We start from the raw sequence: 19,189 nt of genomic DNA, 5'->3' as shown, positions 1-19,189 counted from the left end.
CTTAAAATATAAAACGCCCGATGAAGTACACCAGGCGTTTTAATTAAAATACTGTCAACCTATATCAGGACGGGACATTAAAGTAAGAGATCACCAATCAAATAGTTTTAAGCTACCACCACGCTTTACTATCTTATTATCAGGATAGTTTAGGGCTAAAATAGCTAATGCATTTTTCTTAGGCTCTTCTAAGCCTAGTTCTTCATAAGCTTCTATCATAATCTCTAACGCATCTTTCACAGATTCTGTATCAGGGTAGTTATTAAGTACTATTTTACTTCGATTGATGGCTGCAATATAAGCTTCACGTTTGATATACCACTCAGCAACAGCCACTTCGTAGCGTGCGACTCTATCTTTTAGGTAAACCATACGTTGGCGTGCATCTTTAGCGTATTCACTATTTGGGTAGCTTTTCAAAATACGGTTAAAGTCTTTAAAAGCACGTTGTGAATAACTTTGATCTCGGTTGAAACGATCTACACCAAATAGATTTTGGAAAAACTGCTCATCTACAGTGAGGTTAGTTAAACCACGCATATAATAGACATAATCCAAATCTTTATGAGTTGGATTTAAGCGAATAAATTTATCTATATTTGCCAGTGCAAGTGCCATATCACCTTGTTTATAGTAAGTATAAATAAGATCTAATTGCACTTGCTCAGAATGAGGACCAAATGGATAGCGGCTGTCTAGCGCTTCTAAAATTTCAGCTGCTTTTTCAAAGTTAGCTGACTCTAATGCATTAGATGCATCCTGGTATAATGCCACTGGTGGCTTGTCAGCTACCTTCGGTTTAGTATTTTTTTTCGAAGAACAGCCCGCAATAAAAATGGCAATGAAAAAACTGGTCGTTATTAGTCTAAGGATTTTATTCATAAGTGTTATAATGTCGGCCAATATTAAAAAGTAACAGTATCAGCTATCGTTGAACGAAATAAAAGTAAAAAAAGACAAAATGTGACAAGATTAGGTTGTTAAACGATATACTTTTTAAAAAAATACATTATTACAGCGCAATATTATAAGAAGAGAACATTATGAGCCAAGCAATACACCTAACTGCAGAAGTAACAGATGAACAGTTAGGACTTCGATTAGACCAAGCGGTTGCAGCACTTTTTCCTGACTATTCACGCTCTCGTATTAAAGAGTGGATTTTAGCTGGTTTGGTACAAATCGATGGCACAGTCTCATCTACACCACGTGAAAAAGTATTTACCGGACAAGTATTAGAGGTTAATGCAGAATTAAAAGATGAAGTGACTTTTGTTGCGCAGAAAATTGAAATCGATATCGTTTATGAAGATGAAGATATTCTAGTTATTAACAAACCAGCAGGGTTAGTTGTTCACCCTGGTGCAGGTAATGCTAGCGGTACATTATTAAATGCGTTGTTATATCATTACCCAAGTATCGCTGAAGTACCACGTGCGGGTATTGTTCATCGTTTAGATAAAGAAACTTCAGGGTTGATGGTAGTCGCTAAAACAGTACCTGCTCAAACGCATTTAGTGACTAGTTTGCAAGCACGTCAAATGACCCGTGAATACGATGCTATTGCTTCAGGTTGCTTTACTGCTGGTGGTAAGGTTGATGCGCCGATTGGTCGAGATAAAGTACATCGTACTAAAATGGCAGTGAACCACACTGCAGGTAAAGAAGCGATTACGCACTACCGTATTTCAGAAAAATACCGTGCCCATACTCGTTTACGTTTACGCTTAGAAACAGGCCGTACTCACCAAATTCGTGTACATATGATGTCTATTAGCCATGTACTAGCAGGTGACCCTGTCTATGGCGGTCGTCCTCGTCCACCAAAAGGTGCTTCAGAGGAGTTAAGTAATGCACTACGTGGTTTCAGACGCCAAGCATTACATGCAACGATGCTTCGTTTAGATCACCCTATTACAGGTGAAGAGATGGAGTGGCATGCAGAACCACCTGAAGATTTTAAAGTATTAGCTGCCGCGTTACGTGCTGATGCTATTGCACATGAAAATCAATCTCAAGATTACTAAATATTACTATGCAATTAATTAAACCTAATTGGGATGCACCTGAACATGTTCATGCTTATTCTACCACGCGTTTAGGTGGGGTAAGTGAGCAACAATATGAAGGGCTGAACTTAGGTTTGCATGTACAAGATGATCCTCATGCAGTGATGGGTAATCGAAAATTGTTGAGTGATCAGGCACAAGGTGCTGGCGATTTTTGTTGGTTAAATCAAACTCATAGTAATAGGTTGATCAAAGTATCTGCCTCAACCGAACTAGGTATTAATGCTGATGCAAGTTGGACAACTTCTACAGATCGTACTTGTGTGGTAATGACAGCAGATTGTTTACCTGTCTTGGTGACTGATCAACAAGGTTCTTTTGTTGCTGCAATCCATGCTGGTTGGCGTGGTTTATATGATGGCATCATAGAGAATACTATCACTGAGATTAGTAAAGAGTTAGACATACCTAACCAACAGTTATTAGTGTGGTTAGGGCCTTGTATTGGGCCTAGTGCTTTTGAGGTCGGAGATGAAGTTCGGACTTTATTCATTGAACATAATTCATTAGCTATTCAAGCTTTCACTGCAGGTACGCCTGGTAAATGGTTCGCTGATTTACACGCTTTAGCAAGACTGCGTTTAGCCTCTTTTACAGGTATAAATATCAGTGCAACTCCATTATGTACTTATAGTTATTCTCATTTATTTTATTCCTACCGTCGTGATGGTCAAACAGGTCGTTTAGCAACATTTATCTATTTACGTTAACTGTTTTCTTTTGGCTAACGCTACCTTAGGTGTATCGGTAACAATACCTGCTTGCAAAGTAGGCAATTTATTTTTTAACCTACCTTGAATTTATAATTTTTATACCCATTTATAAAGAGTAATCTTTGTTGGGAGAATTAAGATGCGTTTAGATAAATTAACCAGTAAATTTCAATTAGCATTAGCTGATGCTCAGTCTATTGCTCTAGGTCGTGACCATCAATATATTGAGGCCACACATGTCCTGTTAGCCATGTTAAATCAAGACGGTGGGGCAATCCGTGGTATCTTGTCTGATCTTGAAATTAATATAAATCTATTGCGCTCACAACTATCAACTATGCTTGATAAATTGCCTAAAGTATCAGGTATAGGAGGGGATGTGCAGCTATCAAGTCAGCTGGGTATTACCTTTAATTTATGTGATAAATATGCACAGAAAGCCAAAGATAAATTCATCTCTTCTGAACTGTTTCTGGTCGCAGTATGTGAGGATAAAGGTGAGTTAGGAAAAATGCTTAACGAGCTTGGCTTAACTAAGCAAAAAGTCGAAGAATCATTAAAGAAAATTCGTCAAGGTCAGCATGTTGATGATATCGATGGTCCTGAAAAAGTATTAGATAAGTACACCATAGATCTCACTGAACGTGCTGCGGCAGGTAAACTCGATCCTGTGATTGGACGTGATGATGAAGTACGTCGTATGGTACAAGTTTTACAGCGCCGTACCAAAAATAATCCAGTGATCATTGGTGAACCAGGCGTAGGTAAAACTGCGATAGTAGAAGGGCTTGCACAACGTATTATTAATGGCGAAGTACCTGAAGGTCTCAAGAATAAACGTGTTCTTTCATTAGATATGGGGTCACTAATTGCAGGCGCTAAGTACCGTGGTGAGTTTGAAGAGCGCCTAAAAGGGGTATTAGCTGAACTTGCCAAAGAAGAGGGTCAAGTGATCCTGTTTATTGATGAGTTACATACCATGGTCGGCGCCGGTAAAGGCGATGGTGCGATGGATGCTAGCAATATGCTGAAACCAGCTTTAGCGCGTGGTGAACTGCATTGTGTTGGCGCAACGACCTTAGATGAGTACCGTCAATATATTGAAAAAGATGCTGCATTAGAGCGCCGCTTCCAAAAGGTGCAAGTAGACGAGCCTACTGTCGAAGATACCATCGCTATCTTACGTGGGTTGAAAGAGCGCTATGAGTTACATCATAAAGTGCAAATAACTGATCCTGCTATTGTTGCGGCGGCGACTTTGTCACATCGTTATATTTCTGACCGCCAATTACCTGATAAAGCCATTGATTTAATCGATGAAGCTGCGTCTAGTATTCGTTTACAAATGGACTCTAAGCCAGAGCATTTAGATAAACTAGGCCGTAAGATCATTCAGTTAACCGTAGAGCAAAAGTCGCTACAAAATGCGACCGATGAAGCAAGTTTGCAACGCTTGAGTGATTTAGACCAAACCCTTAAAAGTAAAGGTAAAGAATATAAAGAACTTGATGAAGTCTGGAAAACTGAAAAAGCCGCTTTATCAGGAACTCAAAATATTAAACAAGCTTTAGAGCAAGCGCGTTTAGATCTTGAAGTTGCAAGCAGGGCGGCAGATTTAACCCGTATGTCTGAATTGCAATATGGTCGTATTCCAGATTTAGAGAAACAGTTAGATCTTGCTTCTCAAGCTGAAATGCAAGAAATGACGTTGTTAAAACATTCTGTCACTGAGAATGAGATTGCTGATATCTTAGCGCATTGGACGGGTATTCCAGTGTCTAAAATGTTAGAAGGTGAACGAGATAAACTATTAAAAATGGAAAAACACCTGCATTCACAGGTGGTCGGACAAAACGAAGCGATTGAGGCTGTTTCTAATGCAATTCGTCGAAGCCGCGCAGGGTTAAGCGATCCTAATCGTCCAATAGGCTCCTTCTTATTTCTGGGCCCAACGGGTGTTGGTAAAACTGAGTCATGTAAGGCATTAGCAAGTTTTCTATTCGATAGTGTTGATAATATGGTACGTATCGATATGTCAGAGTTTATGGAAAAACATGCGGTATCTCGCTTAGTTGGTGCTCCTCCAGGTTACGTAGGTTATGACGAGGGTGGGTATCTAACAGAAGCAGTAAGACGTAAACCTTATTCAGTCATTTTATTAGATGAAATAGAAAAAGCACATCCAGATGTATTTAATATTCTGTTACAAGTACTAGATGATGGGCGATTGACTGATGGCAAAGGGCGTACAGTCGATTTTCGTAATACCGTTATTATTATGACCTCGAATATTGGCTCTGAAGTGATACAAAATGCATTCCCACGTGCAGCTTACGATGATGTTAAGAATCAGTTATTAACTATTTTAGGTAATCACTTTAAACCTGAATTTTTAAATCGTATTGATGAAACAGTGGTTTTCCATCCATTAAGTGAAAAACACATTAAATCGATTGCGACGATTCAGCTTCATACGTTACAAACACGCTTGAAAGCAAAAGGGTATCAATTGATGTTTAATGATGCGTCAATAGAATTATTGGTAGAAGCCGGTTATGATCCTGCTTATGGTGCTAGACCATTAAAAAGGGCGGTACAGCAGCTACTAGAAAACGCTTTAGCGCAGAAAATACTATCAGGTGAGTTGAGTACTAGCCATCCGATTTTAGTCGATGTAGAAGATGGCCAATTGGTATTTGTAGAGCAATAGCTATATCAATATCAAAACTTATTTGAAGTATTTGGCATTACCCTCGAAGCCAATGATAAAAACCTGAGCATTACTGTTCAGGTTTTTTCTTTAGACTTTTATTCGTTGCAATAGATCGCCTTCGTAAATAGCTTGTTTAATCAAAGCAAATGCAGCCAATGTAAGGTCTGGCGTTAGCTCAGTGGGAATTACTGATAATTGATGGTGAAAGTCAGGTAAGGTTTGAGTGTCTGTACATTGCTTAATGGTGTCAAATATAAGGTCACCAGACAAAACAATTTTACCTGTAATAACAATCTTTTCTGGACTCAATAGGTTTACTAAGATCGCGATACTTTTACCTAAATAGGTAGCAGCTTGTTGTACGATTGCTTGGCACAGAGGATCTTTGTTGGCTGCTGATAAATAGATATCATCAATAGTAAAATTTGAAGTGCTAAGTGAAGTAGGGCTACCTGCCGCTATAGCTGCTTTTACTTTATCAAAAATAGCATTGTCACTGACCTCTGTTTCTAAACAACCAATATTACCGCAATGACACTGCTTACCGAGAGGGTTGATTTGAATATGACCAAGCTCTCCAATGTTACAGCTTTTACCTAGCAGTACTTTTCCTTCCATAATAACACCGGATCCAACACCGTGATGAACACTGACTAGAATAGAGTCCTGGCATTGTCGAGTTGCACCGAAGTAGTGCTCAGCTAATGCTAAGCAGCGAGTATGGTTACCAATAAACGTTGGTATATTAAAGGCTTGCTGTATTTCTTTCACTAAAGGAGTGTTGTTTAATGGAGAGGTTGAATGGTAAATCACTGTGCCTGTTTTAGGATTAACTAAACCAGAAATAGTCATAGAAATAGCTGAGATTTTTTCATTTATGAGGGCTGGTTGAGTAATGAATTTAGCAATTTCAGAAATAAAAAACTCTATTAAGCTAGAGCTTTCAGTCACTACTGGTACAGATATTTGCTTGCTAAGGAGCTTCTCTCCGGATAATTTATAGTGTGCAATAGATAACAGACTTTGACCTAGTTTAATGGCTATGACATTAATGTTATGTGCATTAGGAGCAAGAGAAATAGCACGACGTCCACCAGTTGATACTTGTAAGTCGACCTCAGATATTAAACCATTTTCCATTAACTGCCGAGTTATCTTAGTGACACTGGCTGGCGCTAAACTGCTTACTTTAGCTATTTTTACACGAGAAATAGGGGCATGTTGCTCGATGACTTTATAAATAGTTGCACTATTAAGTTGTTTTACCTGATCAAGGTTAACAATAGTATTTGGTGTGTTTGCCTCATCCCCGAGATTCATTCATTTTCTTCCTTTAGATATCAATATATTAAGCAGTAAATTGATGATTACCATTAACAATCGTAGCAGTTACATTAAATTGCTGATCAAATATCGTTAAATTGGCTACTTTACCAGCTACAATGCTGCCTAGTTTGTGATCAACAGAAATTGCTTTAGCAGGGTAATAACTGGCCATTCTAACGGCCTCATCTAGCGGAATACCAACCTGCTCAACACATTGTTGAATTGATTCGATCATAGTAACCGCTGAGCCACCTAAAGTACCATCTTTACCGACACATTTTCCATTTTTGTAATATACCTCTGTACCTACAAAATCAAACTGTTCAATGTCTGCACCTGCTGGCGCGGTAGCATCGGTGACTAAGATAAGTTTATCACCCATCAAACGTTTAGATATGCGTATATTTTCGTAGGCAACATGAAAACCGTCAACAATAATGCCTGCATAAATTTGGTGATCATAAACAGCGCCAACCACTCCAGGTTCTCTTCCTGTCATTGGGGACATTGCATTAAATAGATGTGTTGCAAAGCTAGCGCCTTGAGCTATTGCTAAACTCGCTTGTTGGTAAGTTGCGTTGCTATGACCGAGTGATACAACAATACCCGCATCATTCAATTGTTTGATAAATTGAAGAGGCATTTCTTCTGGGGCAACAGTAATTTGTGAAACAATATCTGCATTTTCAAAAATTAGGTTGATCATCTCTGTTTCTGCTGGGCGTATCCACTGAGCTGGGTGAATCCCTTTTTTTTCTTGGCTGATGTAAGGGCCTTCTAAATGTAAACCTAGTACTTCATTGCTGGTGGTTTGCATATACTGACGTGTTGCAGAAAGGGCTTTCTTGATACCTTGATCGCTATCGGTAATAAAAGTTGGGAGGAAGCTGGTTGTACCAGACTTAAGGTTTGCAGACTGCATTGTCAAAAGTGTTTGTTCACTTTCCGCACCATTAAACATGACTCCACCACAGCCATTAAGCTGTAAATCTATAAAACCGGCAGTTAAATTTTGCCCTTGTAGATCTATTTTCGTTAACGTTGATGGCAATTCTGCAGCAGGCACAATCGCATTAATTAATTGCCCTTCAATAATCACTGCGTGATCCGTTAGAACTGATTCAGGGCTATAAATAATGCCATTAACCAATGCATACATGTTTAATTTCTCCTTTAAATTAGGCTATAGGTTATCTAGATTATCTGCTTCTACTTCTGTGAAATAATTTAAAGTCTTAACCTTGAGCTCAATAGTGGCATCTGCGTCACATACCACCACTACTTTAGGATGGAGTTGTAATGCACTCACCGTCCATTGCTGGTTTACAGGGCCTTCAACAGCGGCGTGCAATGCTAACGCTTTAGCGTGGCCAGTGACAAGCGTTAAAATCTCTTCTGAGTCTAATAAAGTAGCCACACCTATTGTTAATGCTTGTTTAGGTACCTGATTGATATCATTATCAAAAAAGCGTGAATTGGCTAAGCGTGTATTGGTTGTTAATGTTTTTGTTCGAGTGCGAGAAGCTAATGATGAGCCTGGTTCATTAAAGGCAATATGACCGTCATTTCCCATTCCACCGATGAATAAATGAATATTACCGTATGTTTTTATTTTTTGTTCGTAACGATGACATTCTTCATCGAGGTCTGTTGCCTGACCATCGAGCAAATTAATGTTCTCTTGCTGAATATCGACATGATTAAAGAAGTTATTAAACATAAAGTTATAATAGCTTTCAGGATGAGAGTGAGGTAAACCAACATACTCATCCATATTGAAAGTCACAACATATTTAAAACTGACTTCTCCTGCTTGATAAAGTGCAATTAATTGCTGGTAAGTCGCCAATGGTGTCCCACCAGTCGGTAAACCTAAGATAAAAGGGCGATCTTGTGTTGGTTGAAATTGATTAATTTTATCAGCTATATATCGTGCAGACCAAAGCCCAACTTGTGATGGGCTATTAAGTGGAATTAAACGCATGGTAATCTCCAAATATTAAAAAACAATTAATTCTCGTCGCGAATAAAGTTAATTGTAATAGCTTGTGGCTGATATTGCCAGTGCGATTTTAAGTGATCTTCGTCACATAAGTTTTCAAAATACTTTGCGCCTATTTAGAAAAACTTTAGAGTCTTAGCTTGTTTTTGATACATGTTCAGATATTTTATAGGTTGTTTGTGAGTAATTAAAGTAAATAATAATTGCTGCGAATTAAGAAAAGTAATCAAGGAGCGTTACAGTGAATATATTAGGATATATGCAAAAAGTCGGAAGAGCGTTAATGGTGCCTGTTGCAGTCTTACCTGCCGCTGCCATTTTAATGGGGATTGGTTATTGGATTGATCCTAATGGTTGGGGCGGTGACTCTCCTTTAGCTGCTTTCTTGATTAAAGCAGGCGCAGCGGTAATTGATAACATGGCATTGTTATTTGCAGTTGGTGTTGCGTATGGCATGTCAAAGGATAAAGATGGCGCTGCGGCATTATCTGGATTAGTTGGTTGGTTAGTTGTGACAACTTTATTGTCCCCCGGTGCAGTTGAGCAAATTACTGGCGAAGTGGCACATGCTTCATTTGGTAAAATAGAAAATCAATTTGTAGGTATTTTGATCGGCATTATTTCTGCTGAGTTATACAATAAATTCTCTGATGTTGAGTTACATAATGCATTAGCATTTTTCTCTGGACGTCGTTTAGTTCCAATAGTCGTATCGATTGTAATGATCATTGTGTCATTTATTTTAATGGCTATCTGGCCGATTATCTTTTCTGGGTTACAGCATTTTGGTGAAAGTATTTCAAAAATGGGAGATATTGGAGCTGGTATTTATGCTTTCTTTAATCGATTACTTATTCCAGTTGGTTTACATCACGCATTAAACTCAGTTTTTTGGTTTGATGTCGCTGGCATTAATGATATTCCTAACTTCTTAGCTGGTCAGGAAACGATTAGCAAATTTGCAGAACAAGGCAAAACAGCATTAGGGACAGTTGGTATGTACCAAGCTGGCTTCTTTCCAATTATGATGTTTGGTTTACCAGGCGCTGCATTAGCTATTTATACTGCAGCTCGTAGTGAGCATAAACAAAAAGTTGCCTCTATTATGTTGGCTGCTGCTTTAGCCTCTTTCTTCACTGGGGTGACTGAACCTTTAGAATTCTCTTTTATGTTTGTTGCGCCGTTATTGTATGTTGTACATGCAGTATTAACTGGTATTTCTGTATTTATCGCGGCTAATATGGAGTGGATTGCTGGTTTTGGTTTCTCAGCTGGTTTAGTGGATATGGTACTTTCTTCACAAAACCCACTTGCGAAACAATGGTATATGTTACTAGTGCAAGGCGTAGCTTTCTTTGCTATTTACTATTTTGTCTTTTTAGGATTAATCAAATGGTTAAATCTTAAAACACCAGGTCGCGAAGAGAGTGATGATTTACCAGCAGAAACTGAACCACACGTAGCGCAAGATGGTGATGCATTAGCTAATGATTATATTGCAGCTTTAGGTGGTATAAAAAATATCGAAGTCATTGACGCTTGTATTACTCGTTTACGTTTAACGCTTAAAAACCGAGAGATTATTGAAGAAGCCAATTTAAAAAACTTAGGTGCAATGGGAGTTGTTAAATTAGGTGAGAAAAATTTACAAGTTATTATTGGTCCTCAAGCAGAAAGTATTGCTAACAGAATGAAGCTTTTAAAATAGTCATATGGCTATCTTTATTTTTTAGATGGGGCCTTTTAGGCCCTTTTTTGTGAATATTAATCGATTTTTTATCATTTTTTGTATTTTTAAAATATACAATATCATTTTAAAATTTAAGTACTCATAAAATGATCTTAGATCGCAGAGAGAGAGTAATTAATATAACAGCGTATATAGCCTTGATAGTAGTCAATTTCTATTATTTAACTTGAGGTTAAGCTAAGAATATACGATGATTGTTGTTTTTATGAATCATGTCTTTTAGAGGTCAAAATGTCCGAATTGGAAACACGCCCAAGTAATTTTATACGCACTATTATTGAAAACGATCTTGAGAGTGGTAAACATCAGACAATTCATACACGTTTTCCACCTGAGCCCAATGGTTATTTGCATATTGGCCACGCAAAATCTATCTGTTTAAACTTTGGTTTAGCTGGGGATTACCCTAATGCTGCCTGCAACCTTCGCTTCGACGATACAAACCCTGTTAAAGAAGATGCAGATTATGTTGCTGCAATCGAGAAAGATGTGTCTTGGTTAGGTTTTGAATGGGAAGGTGAGGTGCGTTACTCATCGAATTACTTTGAACAGCTTTTTGATTATGCAGTAGAGTTAATTGAAAATGATAAAGCTTATGTCTGTGAGTTAAATGCAGAACAGACGCGTGAATATCGTGGAACTTTGACTTCACCTGGTAAAAATAGCCCGTTTCGTGATCGCCCTGTTGCCGAAAGCTTAGATCTGTTTAATCGTATGAGAGCAGGTGAGTTTGAAGAAGGCACTATGATGCTTCGTGCTAAGATTGATATGGCTTCTCCAAATATGAAGATGCGTGATCCGGTGATTTACCGTATTCGTTTTGCACACCACCACCAAACTGGCGATAAGTGGTGCATTTACCCTATGTACGATTTTACACATTGTATTTCTGATGCGATTGAAGGTATTACACACAGTTTATGTACGTTAGAGTTTGAAGATCATCGTCCATTGTATGATTGGGTACTTGCTAATATCAGTATTGAATGTAAACCACGTCAGATTGAGTTTTCACGCCTAAACTTACAGTACACATTAACTTCTAAGCGTAAACTAAATGCGCTAATCGAAGAAAATATTGTAACGGGTTGGGATGACCCTCGTATGCCGACTATTTCAGGTATGCGTCGTCGTGGATACCCTGCTGCATCGTTACGTGAATTTGCTAAACGAATTGGTGTTACGAAGCAAGAAAATACGGTAGAGCTTGCTTCTTTAGAAGCTTGTGTTCGTGAGAACTTAGAAGCTAATGGCGCTCGTGCAATGGCTGTGATTGATCCAGTTAAAGTCACTATTTCAAATTATGAAGAAGGTAAACTAGAGCAACTTATTGCTCCTGCTCACCCTAAAGACGAAAGTATGGGAACTCGTACCATTCCTTTCTCTCGTGAATTGTACATTGATGCTGCTGATTTCCGTGAAGAAGCGAATAAAAAATATAAACGTTTAGTATTAGGTAAGGAAGTGCGTCTACGTAATGCTTATATGATTAAAGCAGAAGAAGTGGTTAAAGATGAAGAAGGTAACATTACCGAAATCATTTGTTCATATGACCCGACAACATTGGGTAAAAACCCTGAAGATGGGCGTAAACCAAAAGGTGTTATTCATTGGGTAAGTGCTGCTTCTAATCATCCTGCAGAGTTCCGTATTTATGATCGTTTATTTACAGTAGAAAACCCTGCAGCTGCTGAAGACATCCATACAGTCTTATACCCAGAGTCGTTAGTAGTTAAGCATGGTTTTGTTGAAAATAGCCTGGTAGACGCACAACCTGAGGTTGCGTATCAATTTGAACGTGAAGGTTATTTCTGTGCTGATAACAAAGATTCAAGTGCTGAACACTTAGTATTTAACCGTACCGTTGCTTTACGTGATTCGTGGGCTGGTTAGTACTCACTAACTTTGATTCAAAAAGCCTGCTTTATGCAGGCTTTTTTATTAGATTTTTAAAAAATTCTTTAATACTTTCTAAGAATATCCCGTAATTCAATATTTTCTAATCCTCCCATTTTATTAAGTTGTGCCAGTAGCAATTCTGCACAGGCAAGTGCATCGGTTAAGGCATTATGAGCGGAATAAATTGGTAGGCGATAACGCTCTCGACAAGCATTTAATCTTAATTCTCCAGTTTTTATAAATTGCTCTTTTCGAAAAAGACGCTGCTTTTCTAGCTGTAAAGTATCTACTGCAAATAGTTGATGAACAGGCATGCCTATTTTTAATAAAGCGTGTTCGAGAAATTGTATATCTAATAATGCATGGTGAGCGACTAATACTTTGTTCTGACATTTGGGTAACAACCATTCTATTATTTCCGAAGTCTCTAACGCTGTTGTTAAGTCTCTATCATGAACCCCATGTATGATTGCACTTTGCCCAACACTTCCTTTTATTTTTAATAGCTTATATTGTGCATATTTAGGCTGTATTTGCCCTTTTATAATAGGAATGACACCGATGCTGACCATCTCATCTTTTTTATAGTCTAACCCGGTCATTTCAATATCTAAGACTAAAAAGTTAACCTCTGAAACGGGTTTATTTAATTGGGTTAATAAGTATTGATAGTGTATTAATAGGTGAGTTGATTCGTTTGACTTATTATCGTTAATAAGTCGTTTAAGTTTGTTTTTCAACCACCATTTTTGGAACATTAAAACTGCCTTAGAAATTTAAGTTTGATAGTGCTTTGTGCTTCATAAATTACTTTAAATGCATCCTTTAGTTGGTGTCTAGCTAAAGAAGAAAGGCTGTCAGGTAAAATATAGTTTGATACCGTTTGAGACTGATTAAATTGACGGCCTTGGTTAGTGAGGCGTTTATGTGCGATAAATTCCCAAGCATCTAATAGGTTCATTGCAATATCTTTATCAATAGCCGATTGTGCAATCAGTTTTTCGATACGCTTACTGGTATTGACTTCATCAATGCCTGCCGACAGCGCATATATTCTAATAATGTCATTAATTAATGCATTACCTTTATGCTTAAGGTCAATGCCCTTTACTTCTCTGCCATCACGTTCAATAACAAAACTACGGAAGAAACCCAATGGTGGCGTTGATTGCAGTGCATTTTGGCTGAGTGCAGCAATAAAAATATCATTATTTTTGGTGTTTTTTAATACAGTTTTCTGCAATTGCTCGAATAAAGTTACCTCGCCACAAATAGGGCGCATATCGAAGAAGATTGACGCGTGTAATAGTGCAGTAGGATCTGGCGTTTTGATCCATTTGGAAAATTGTTGTAACCATTGATTGAGTGTTAATTGCCATGCTGGATTTTGCGCCATGATGTTGCCTGGACAAAATGGAAAACCACATTCATTTAGTGCATTACAAACGTACTCAGATAACTGTTTAAAATACTTGGCTTCTTCTTCATTAGTTTCTTTTTCTAGGATTAGGGCATTATCTTGGTCTGAACCGGCCATTTGATCTTGGCGTCCTTGTGAGCCGAAGGATATCCAACAAAAGTGCATCGGCTCTGGCCCTAATTGCTGCTGTTTTAGTGTAATCAAGCGACGAGTTAAGGCATCGGTGACAGATGTTAAAATACGACCAATTTCAATCGCTTTAGCATCACTGCTGATCAAGTTATATAGTAAATCTGGGATTTTTTGGCTTACTTGAATTAATGATTCTAAGCTAGATTGGCGTTGTATTTGTCCAATTAAAAGTAAAGGTTGAGAGCTTTGGCTCCTAATCAAGTCTGTACTAGTGACGATCGCAATGGGTTTGTTATTGCTCATTACAGGTAAATGGTGAATGTTATTTTCACTCATCTTTAACATTGCTTCAAATATTAATGAATTAGCTTCAATAGTCGTTGGATCTCGAGTCATTGCTGATGCCACTGAGGTGTCACCATCTAACCCTTTAGCTAATACTCGGCTGCGTAAATCACGGTCTGTTAATATGCCACATAGTTGTTGTTGCTCCACCACAATCAATGATGAAAGTCGCTTATCTGACATTAATATAGCTGCCTCATGAATAGTAGCATCAGGGAGAATAGTAGTGAGCTCTTTAGACATAATATTAGTGATACGTGCAGTGTTAATTGCACTGCGATCAAGGGAGCCTTGGTTACGCAGACGCTTGGCAAACGCACGATTAAAAAAACGATCAAATTGATAACAATTACCGCGTAGTTGATCAAACATATTAGCTGGGAGGTGATATACCAAACCATCTTCTAATATATGTACTTGATTAACCACTTTCTCGCCAGAAAGCATGCCGCTGAAACCAAAAAATTGTCCTTCACCGACACGATCAATTAATTCCCCTTGTTGTGTACTTACTTCAAAGGCACCGGTTCTTACAATATAAAGTTGAGGCTCGTTAGTCTCTACATGCACTAACTTTTGTGCTTTGCTGTAATAAACAATCGTTAATGTTGAACAACATTGTTTAATGGTTTGTTCTTGTAAAGTATCAAAGGGCGCTAGCTTGCGCATGAAATCAAAAATGGGCTGTAGTTCACTATTATCCATATTTACCTATCTATCTTATGTCAGCGTGTTTAGGTTTTATTTCCCTTTATTCATTTATATTGATTATTTTATTGGTGTGATTTTTAATAAAAAATGCTGCAAAAAAAAGCGCCGAAGCGCTTTTATATTGAAGTTATGCTAATGGTCTTGTGCTTCACCTGCTCCTTTAGGGAAACGGATGGATTCAACCATATCCACCACTGCTTGTGGGATTGGTGCTGTCATTTTGCAAACAATAATTGCGACTGCAAAGTTAACAACCATACCTAGCATACCTATCCCTTCTGGTGAGATACCAAATAACCAGTTCTCTGAGATATTCCCTGCGGGGTTAATGAATTTAAAGTACACAATGTAAACCGTTGTGAACAATAAGCCTGCTAACATCCCTGCGATAGCACCTTCTTTATTCATTTTTCTAGAGAAAATACCCATAGTAATTGCTGGGAATAAAGAGGAGGCGGCTAGACCAAAGGCGATAGCGACTACCGCAGCAACAAAGCCTGGCGGGTTGATACCAAAGTAACCTGCCATGATAATACCGGCTGCCGATGCTAACCGGGCATACATTAGCTCCTTCTTGTCTGAGATATTGGGCATTAAGTTCTTTTTCAGTAAATCATGGGATACCGAGGTCGAGATAACCAGTAATAAACCTGCTGAGGTTGATAATGCAGCTGCTAAACCACCGGCAGCCATTAATGCAATAACCCAAGCTGGTAAGTTTGCCATTTCTGGTGTCGCTAATACGATAATATCGCGGTCAACATTCATCTCATTTTCTTCAGTATTTGAGTAGAACATTTTGCCGTCATTATTTTTATCATCCCATTTAATTAAGCCTGTTTTTTCCCAGTTTTCAATCCAAATAGGTGCTTCAGCATGTGGTACACCTTGGCTTTCAGGACCATTGATTGATTGGATCATATTTACACGAGAAAAAGAAGCAAGTGCTGGGATAGTGGTGTACATAATTGCAATAAACAATAAGGTCCAACCAGCAGAGCTACGCGCATCTTTTACTTTCGGTACCGTAAAGAAGCGTACAATTACATGTGGTAAACCAGCGGTACCAAACATTAATGCACCAGTGATAAATAGCACATCAATCATATCTTTAGAGCCTTGGGTATATTGTGCAAACCCTAACTCTGTAGATAGTCCATCAAGCTTATCAAGTAAATAAACACCTGAGCTATTACCAGTCGCATCAAGTAATTCAGCACCAAAACCTAATTGAGGAAAAATATGGCCTGTCATCATGATTGATAGGAAAACAGCTGGCACCATGAATGCAAAAATCATCACACAGTATTGTGCTACTTGTGTGTAAGTAATGCCTTTCATTCCGCCTAACACTGCATAGAAGAAAACTACACACATGCCGATATATACACCAGTATCGACATCTACTTCTAGGAAGCGTGAAAATACAACACCTACACCACGCATTTGACCTGCGATATAGGTAAAACTAATAAAGATTGCACAGATCACAGCTACAGTACGTGCTGATTGTGAGTAGTAACGGTCTCCAATGAAATCTGGCACGGTAAACTTACCAAATTTGCGAAGGTAAGGAACCATGAGTAAAGCGAGTAATACATAACCGCCAGTCCAGCCCATTATGTATACACTTCCGTCATAACCAACAAATGAGACAATACCAGCAAGTGATATAAACGAAGCTGCTGACATCCAGTCTGCAGCGGTAGCCATGCCATTTAAAACGGGCGGAACACCGCCACCTGCGACATAGAATTCTTTTGTTGAGCCAGCTCGGGATTTAATTGCAATGCCGATATAAATAGCAAAGGTTACCCCAACCACGATATAGGTTAATGTTTGAACATCCATTCTTGTTACTCCTTGTTATTCGTCAACACCATATTTTTTGTCAAGCGCATTTGATTTTTTTACATAAACAAAAATTAAGAGTAAAAAAACATAGATCGAACCTTGCTGAGCAAACCAAAATCCTAATTTAAATCCCATAAAGCTAAATTCATTTAATATATCAACGAGTAATACACCACAGCCAAATGAGACAAAAGCCCAAACAGCTAATAGCTTAATTACTAATTTGAGATTTTCATTCCAATACCCCTTTGCTTTTTCTTCATTTTCAAAACTCACTATTATTCTCCTTAATGTTATTAGTCAGAAAAGGCTTCAAGAAAAAGGTTAATTTTTGTATTTAAAATAATCATTTTTAAAGCCAAAAAATAAGCATTCACTTTGAAGCACTTAACTGTATTGCTAAAGAAAAAATCTTCTATTTCGTCAAATCGCTGTTAATAGTATGTTAATTTTTTAGTTTATCTATGGAGGGATGAAGAGCTAGATCATGTTTTCTTGAATAAAAAATGAGCAGTGAATCACAATAGCTATCTATTCAATTATTTTTGTGAGCTAAGATTATTTATTAATAAAAAGTATTTAATTGATTTAAAGGCTAAATCACTTTTTTAAAATAGATATGAAAATCGAATAAATAAGAATTTTTATGCTGTTTTTATGATCTTAAATTCTATTTATCAGCTATTTTTATATTTTGTCAATGGCTTATCATTTACAGATAATTTATTACTCATTTACATGGCAGCATGGAACTATTGGTAGTAAATTGTAACTATATAAATAGTGGTAATTTATGACGGTATAAAAAATATAATAATGGAATATTTAAAGTGGGTGTAAAATGATGGAATTTAATAAAATGTTAAGTCAATTATCAGAGCAAGATGGTTCTGATCTTTATTTAGCGACAGGGGCGCCACCTTCAGCTAAGTTTCAAGGGAAATTAATTCCCTTAAGTGATGTTCTTTTTAAGCCTGGTGATGTTAAGGCGATAGCTTACGACATTATGGATCAAGAACAGATTGAAGAATTTGAGCATACTTTAGAAATGAATTTAGCGATTTCTATCGGCGGAATAGGACGATTTAGGGTTAATGTGTTTAAACAGCGGAATGACGTTTCTATCGTTGTGCGTAACATTAAAATTAATATTCCTAAGTTTGCAGATTTAAGGTTACCTGAAATACTAAAGAAAGTAGTAATGGATAAAAATGGTTTAATACTGTTTGTTGGAGCCACGGGCTCAGGTAAATCTACATCACTTGCCGCTTTGATTGATCACCGCAATGAAAACTCATCTGGGCATATCGTTACCATTGAAGATCCCGTTGAGTTTGTCCATCGCCATAAAAAAAGTATTATTAATCAAAGAGAAGTAGGGGTTGATACGCGAAGCTTTCATGCCGCTCTTAAAAATACGTTAAGGCAAGCACCTGACGTTATTTTAATCGGTGAAATACGTGATACAGAAACTATGGAACATGCATTAGCCTTTTCTGAAACAGGTCACTTAGTACTGTCTACTTTGCATGCGAATAACGCTAACCAAGCGATTGATCGTATTATTAACTTTTTTACTGAAGAAAGGCGTGCACAGTTATTAATGGATTTAGGTAATAATTTAAGAGCCTTTGTTTCTCAACGTTTAATACCGACTGTTGATGGTAAGCGTTGTGCTGCAATTGAAGTCATGATGGGAACATTAACTATTCGAGACATGATTAAGCGCGGACAGTTTGAAAGTTTAAAGGAAGTGATGGAAAAGTCTAAAGGCTTAGGTATGCAAACTTTTGACAGCGCTTTATTTGATTTAGTGAAGGAAGGTTTAATTAGTGAGCAAGAAGCAATTAAAAACTCTGACTCTCCTACCAACTTAGCACTTAAGTTTAAACTTGATAAGGGGAACTTTGTTGAGCCTGAAGTGAAACCTAAAAATAAGAGCAGCTTGAGCTTAGAGCCAAAAGAGCTAGGGGATATTAACGATCTAACCTACTCGTAGCGCTTATTTTAATTCAATTATAAAAACATTAAGCGCTTCGGCGCTTTTTTATCTACTGTATTTTCTCTAATTAATAAGACGATAGTTATTAAGAGTATTGGGATAATAGTATTTATTATTAAAATAAAAGGAAATGTAAAGAGGGAGTCATAACTTTGAAAGGCAAACGTTTATACACTGTTGGCGGAGTGGACGGGACTCGAACCCGCGACCCCCGGCGTGACAGGCCGGTATTCTAACCAACTGAACTACCACT

Annotated in this window: 14 protein-coding genes; 6 read left to right on the top strand and 8 right to left on the bottom strand. The window is 37.8% G+C overall.

Going from position 1 to position 19,189, the window contains the following annotated elements; translation table 11 throughout:
* Nucleotides 1–90: 90 nt before the first annotated feature.
* The gene (locus V5290_RS16900; protein ID WP_333388549.1) at nt 91–882 is read right to left on the bottom strand and encodes an outer membrane protein assembly factor BamD; all 792 of its coding nucleotides are present in this window, start codon (nt 880–882) and stop codon (nt 91–93) included.
* A gap of 161 nt (nt 883–1,043) precedes the next feature.
* On the opposite strand from V5290_RS16900, the gene rluD reads away from it, so the two are divergent.
* The 3 genes from rluD to clpB all read left to right on the top strand — a co-directional run bounded on the left by rluD (nt 1,044) and on the right by clpB (nt 5,492).
* Nucleotides 1,044–2,027, top strand: coding sequence for a 23S rRNA pseudouridine(1911/1915/1917) synthase RluD (gene rluD, locus V5290_RS16895; RefSeq protein ID WP_333388546.1), 984 nt, complete (start codon nt 1,044–1,046; stop codon nt 2,025–2,027).
* An 8-nt stretch (nt 2,028–2,035) separates the two neighbouring features.
* The gene (pgeF, locus tag V5290_RS16890) at nt 2,036–2,779 is read left to right on the top strand and encodes a peptidoglycan editing factor PgeF (RefSeq protein ID WP_333388543.1); all 744 of its coding nucleotides are present in this window, start codon (nt 2,036–2,038) and stop codon (nt 2,777–2,779) included.
* A gap of 142 nt (nt 2,780–2,921) precedes the next feature.
* Entirely contained in the window at nt 2,922–5,492 is a 2,571-nt protein-coding gene (gene clpB, locus V5290_RS16885) for an ATP-dependent chaperone ClpB (RefSeq protein WP_333388540.1), read from the top strand.
* A gap of 90 nt (nt 5,493–5,582) precedes the next feature.
* On the opposite strand, the gene V5290_RS16880 is transcribed toward clpB, so the two are convergent.
* The 3 genes from V5290_RS16880 to nagB are packed head-to-tail and all read right to left on the bottom strand — an operon-like array spanning nt 5,583 to nt 8,805.
* Complete coding sequence (locus V5290_RS16880; protein WP_333388537.1) at nt 5,583–6,815, bottom strand: ROK family transcriptional regulator; 1,233 nt, start codon at nt 6,813–6,815, stop codon at nt 5,583–5,585.
* Nucleotides 6,816–6,843: 28 nt separating this feature from the next.
* Nucleotides 6,844–7,980 (bottom strand): N-acetylglucosamine-6-phosphate deacetylase, encoded by a 1,137-nt coding sequence (gene nagA / locus V5290_RS16875; RefSeq protein ID WP_333388534.1) that lies wholly within the window; start codon nt 7,978–7,980, stop codon nt 6,844–6,846.
* Between the two features lie 24 nt (nt 7,981–8,004).
* On the bottom strand, nt 8,005–8,805 hold the full coding sequence (gene nagB, locus V5290_RS16870) for a glucosamine-6-phosphate deaminase (RefSeq protein WP_333388531.1): 801 nt from the start codon (nt 8,803–8,805) through the stop codon (nt 8,005–8,007).
* A gap of 259 nt (nt 8,806–9,064) precedes the next feature.
* Between nagB and nagE the strand changes: the two genes are divergently transcribed.
* Together nagE and glnS are read left to right on the top strand one after the other, a co-directional pair.
* Nucleotides 9,065–10,531 (top strand): N-acetylglucosamine-specific PTS transporter subunit IIBC, encoded by a 1,467-nt coding sequence (gene nagE, locus V5290_RS16865; protein WP_333388528.1) that lies wholly within the window; start codon nt 9,065–9,067, stop codon nt 10,529–10,531.
* Between the two features lie 273 nt (nt 10,532–10,804).
* The gene (gene glnS / locus V5290_RS16860) at nt 10,805–12,466 is read left to right on the top strand and encodes a glutamine--tRNA ligase (RefSeq protein ID WP_333388525.1); all 1,662 of its coding nucleotides are present in this window, start codon (nt 10,805–10,807) and stop codon (nt 12,464–12,466) included.
* A gap of 68 nt (nt 12,467–12,534) precedes the next feature.
* Here glnS and V5290_RS16855 read toward each other — a convergent pair whose 3' ends face one another.
* From V5290_RS16855 to V5290_RS16840, 4 genes are all read right to left on the bottom strand, one after another.
* Entirely contained in the window at nt 12,535–13,230 is a 696-nt protein-coding gene (locus V5290_RS16855; RefSeq protein WP_333388522.1) for an exonuclease domain-containing protein, read from the bottom strand.
* Nucleotides 13,230–15,074: a DUF294 nucleotidyltransferase-like domain-containing protein gene (locus tag V5290_RS16850; protein ID WP_333388520.1), complete on the bottom strand. Its 1,845-nt coding sequence runs from the start codon at nt 15,072–15,074 to the stop codon at nt 13,230–13,232. Before V5290_RS16850 ends, V5290_RS16855 begins: the two co-directional genes overlap by 1 nt.
* 138 nt (nt 15,075–15,212) lie before the next feature.
* Nucleotides 15,213–16,931: a sodium:solute symporter family protein gene (locus V5290_RS16845; protein ID WP_333388517.1), complete on the bottom strand. Its 1,719-nt coding sequence runs from the start codon at nt 16,929–16,931 to the stop codon at nt 15,213–15,215.
* 15 nt (nt 16,932–16,946) lie between these two features.
* Entirely contained in the window at nt 16,947–17,210 is a 264-nt protein-coding gene (locus V5290_RS16840) for a DUF4212 domain-containing protein (RefSeq protein ID WP_333388514.1), read from the bottom strand.
* Between the two features lie 568 nt (nt 17,211–17,778).
* Here V5290_RS16840 and V5290_RS16835 point away from each other — a divergent pair.
* Nucleotides 17,779–18,933, top strand: coding sequence for a PilT/PilU family type 4a pilus ATPase (locus tag V5290_RS16835; protein WP_333388552.1), 1,155 nt, complete (start codon nt 17,779–17,781; stop codon nt 18,931–18,933).
* The last annotated feature ends 256 nt before the right edge of the window (nt 18,934–19,189 follow it).

The sequence above is a fragment of the Psychromonas arctica genome (assembly GCF_036697365.1).
Lineage (GTDB): Bacteria > Pseudomonadota > Gammaproteobacteria > Enterobacterales > Psychromonadaceae > Psychromonas > Psychromonas arctica_A.
This window is presented reverse-complemented; position numbering and strand designations above follow the sequence as displayed.

Excerpts from the sequence above, each read along its gene's own strand:
- V5290_RS16900 (WP_333388549.1), bottom strand. The coding sequence starts at position 882 with ATGAATAAAATCCTTAGACTAATAACGACCAGTTTTTTCATTGCCATT.
- V5290_RS16855 (WP_333388522.1), bottom strand. The coding sequence starts at position 13,230 with ATGTTCCAAAAATGGTGGTTGAAAAACAAACTTAAACGACTTATTAAC.
- rluD (WP_333388546.1), top strand. The coding sequence starts at position 1,044 with ATGAGCCAAGCAATACACCTAACTGCAGAAGTAACAGATGAACAGTTA.
- V5290_RS16835 (WP_333388552.1), top strand. The coding sequence starts at position 17,779 with ATGGAATTTAATAAAATGTTAAGTCAATTATCAGAGCAAGATGGTTCT.
- nagB (WP_333388531.1), bottom strand. The coding sequence starts at position 8,805 with ATGCGTTTAATTCCACTTAATAGCCCATCACAAGTTGGGCTTTGGTCT.
- V5290_RS16850 (WP_333388520.1), bottom strand. The coding sequence starts at position 15,074 with ATGGATAATAGTGAACTACAGCCCATTTTTGATTTCATGCGCAAGCTA.
- V5290_RS16880 (WP_333388537.1), bottom strand. The coding sequence starts at position 6,815 with ATGAATCTCGGGGATGAGGCAAACACACCAAATACTATTGTTAACCTT.
- nagA (WP_333388534.1), bottom strand. The coding sequence starts at position 7,980 with ATGTATGCATTGGTTAATGGCATTATTTATAGCCCTGAATCAGTTCTA.
- V5290_RS16845 (WP_333388517.1), bottom strand. The coding sequence starts at position 16,931 with ATGGATGTTCAAACATTAACCTATATCGTGGTTGGGGTAACCTTTGCT.
- glnS (WP_333388525.1), top strand. The coding sequence starts at position 10,805 with ATGTCCGAATTGGAAACACGCCCAAGTAATTTTATACGCACTATTATT.
- pgeF (WP_333388543.1), top strand. The coding sequence starts at position 2,036 with ATGCAATTAATTAAACCTAATTGGGATGCACCTGAACATGTTCATGCT.
- clpB (WP_333388540.1), top strand. The coding sequence starts at position 2,922 with ATGCGTTTAGATAAATTAACCAGTAAATTTCAATTAGCATTAGCTGAT.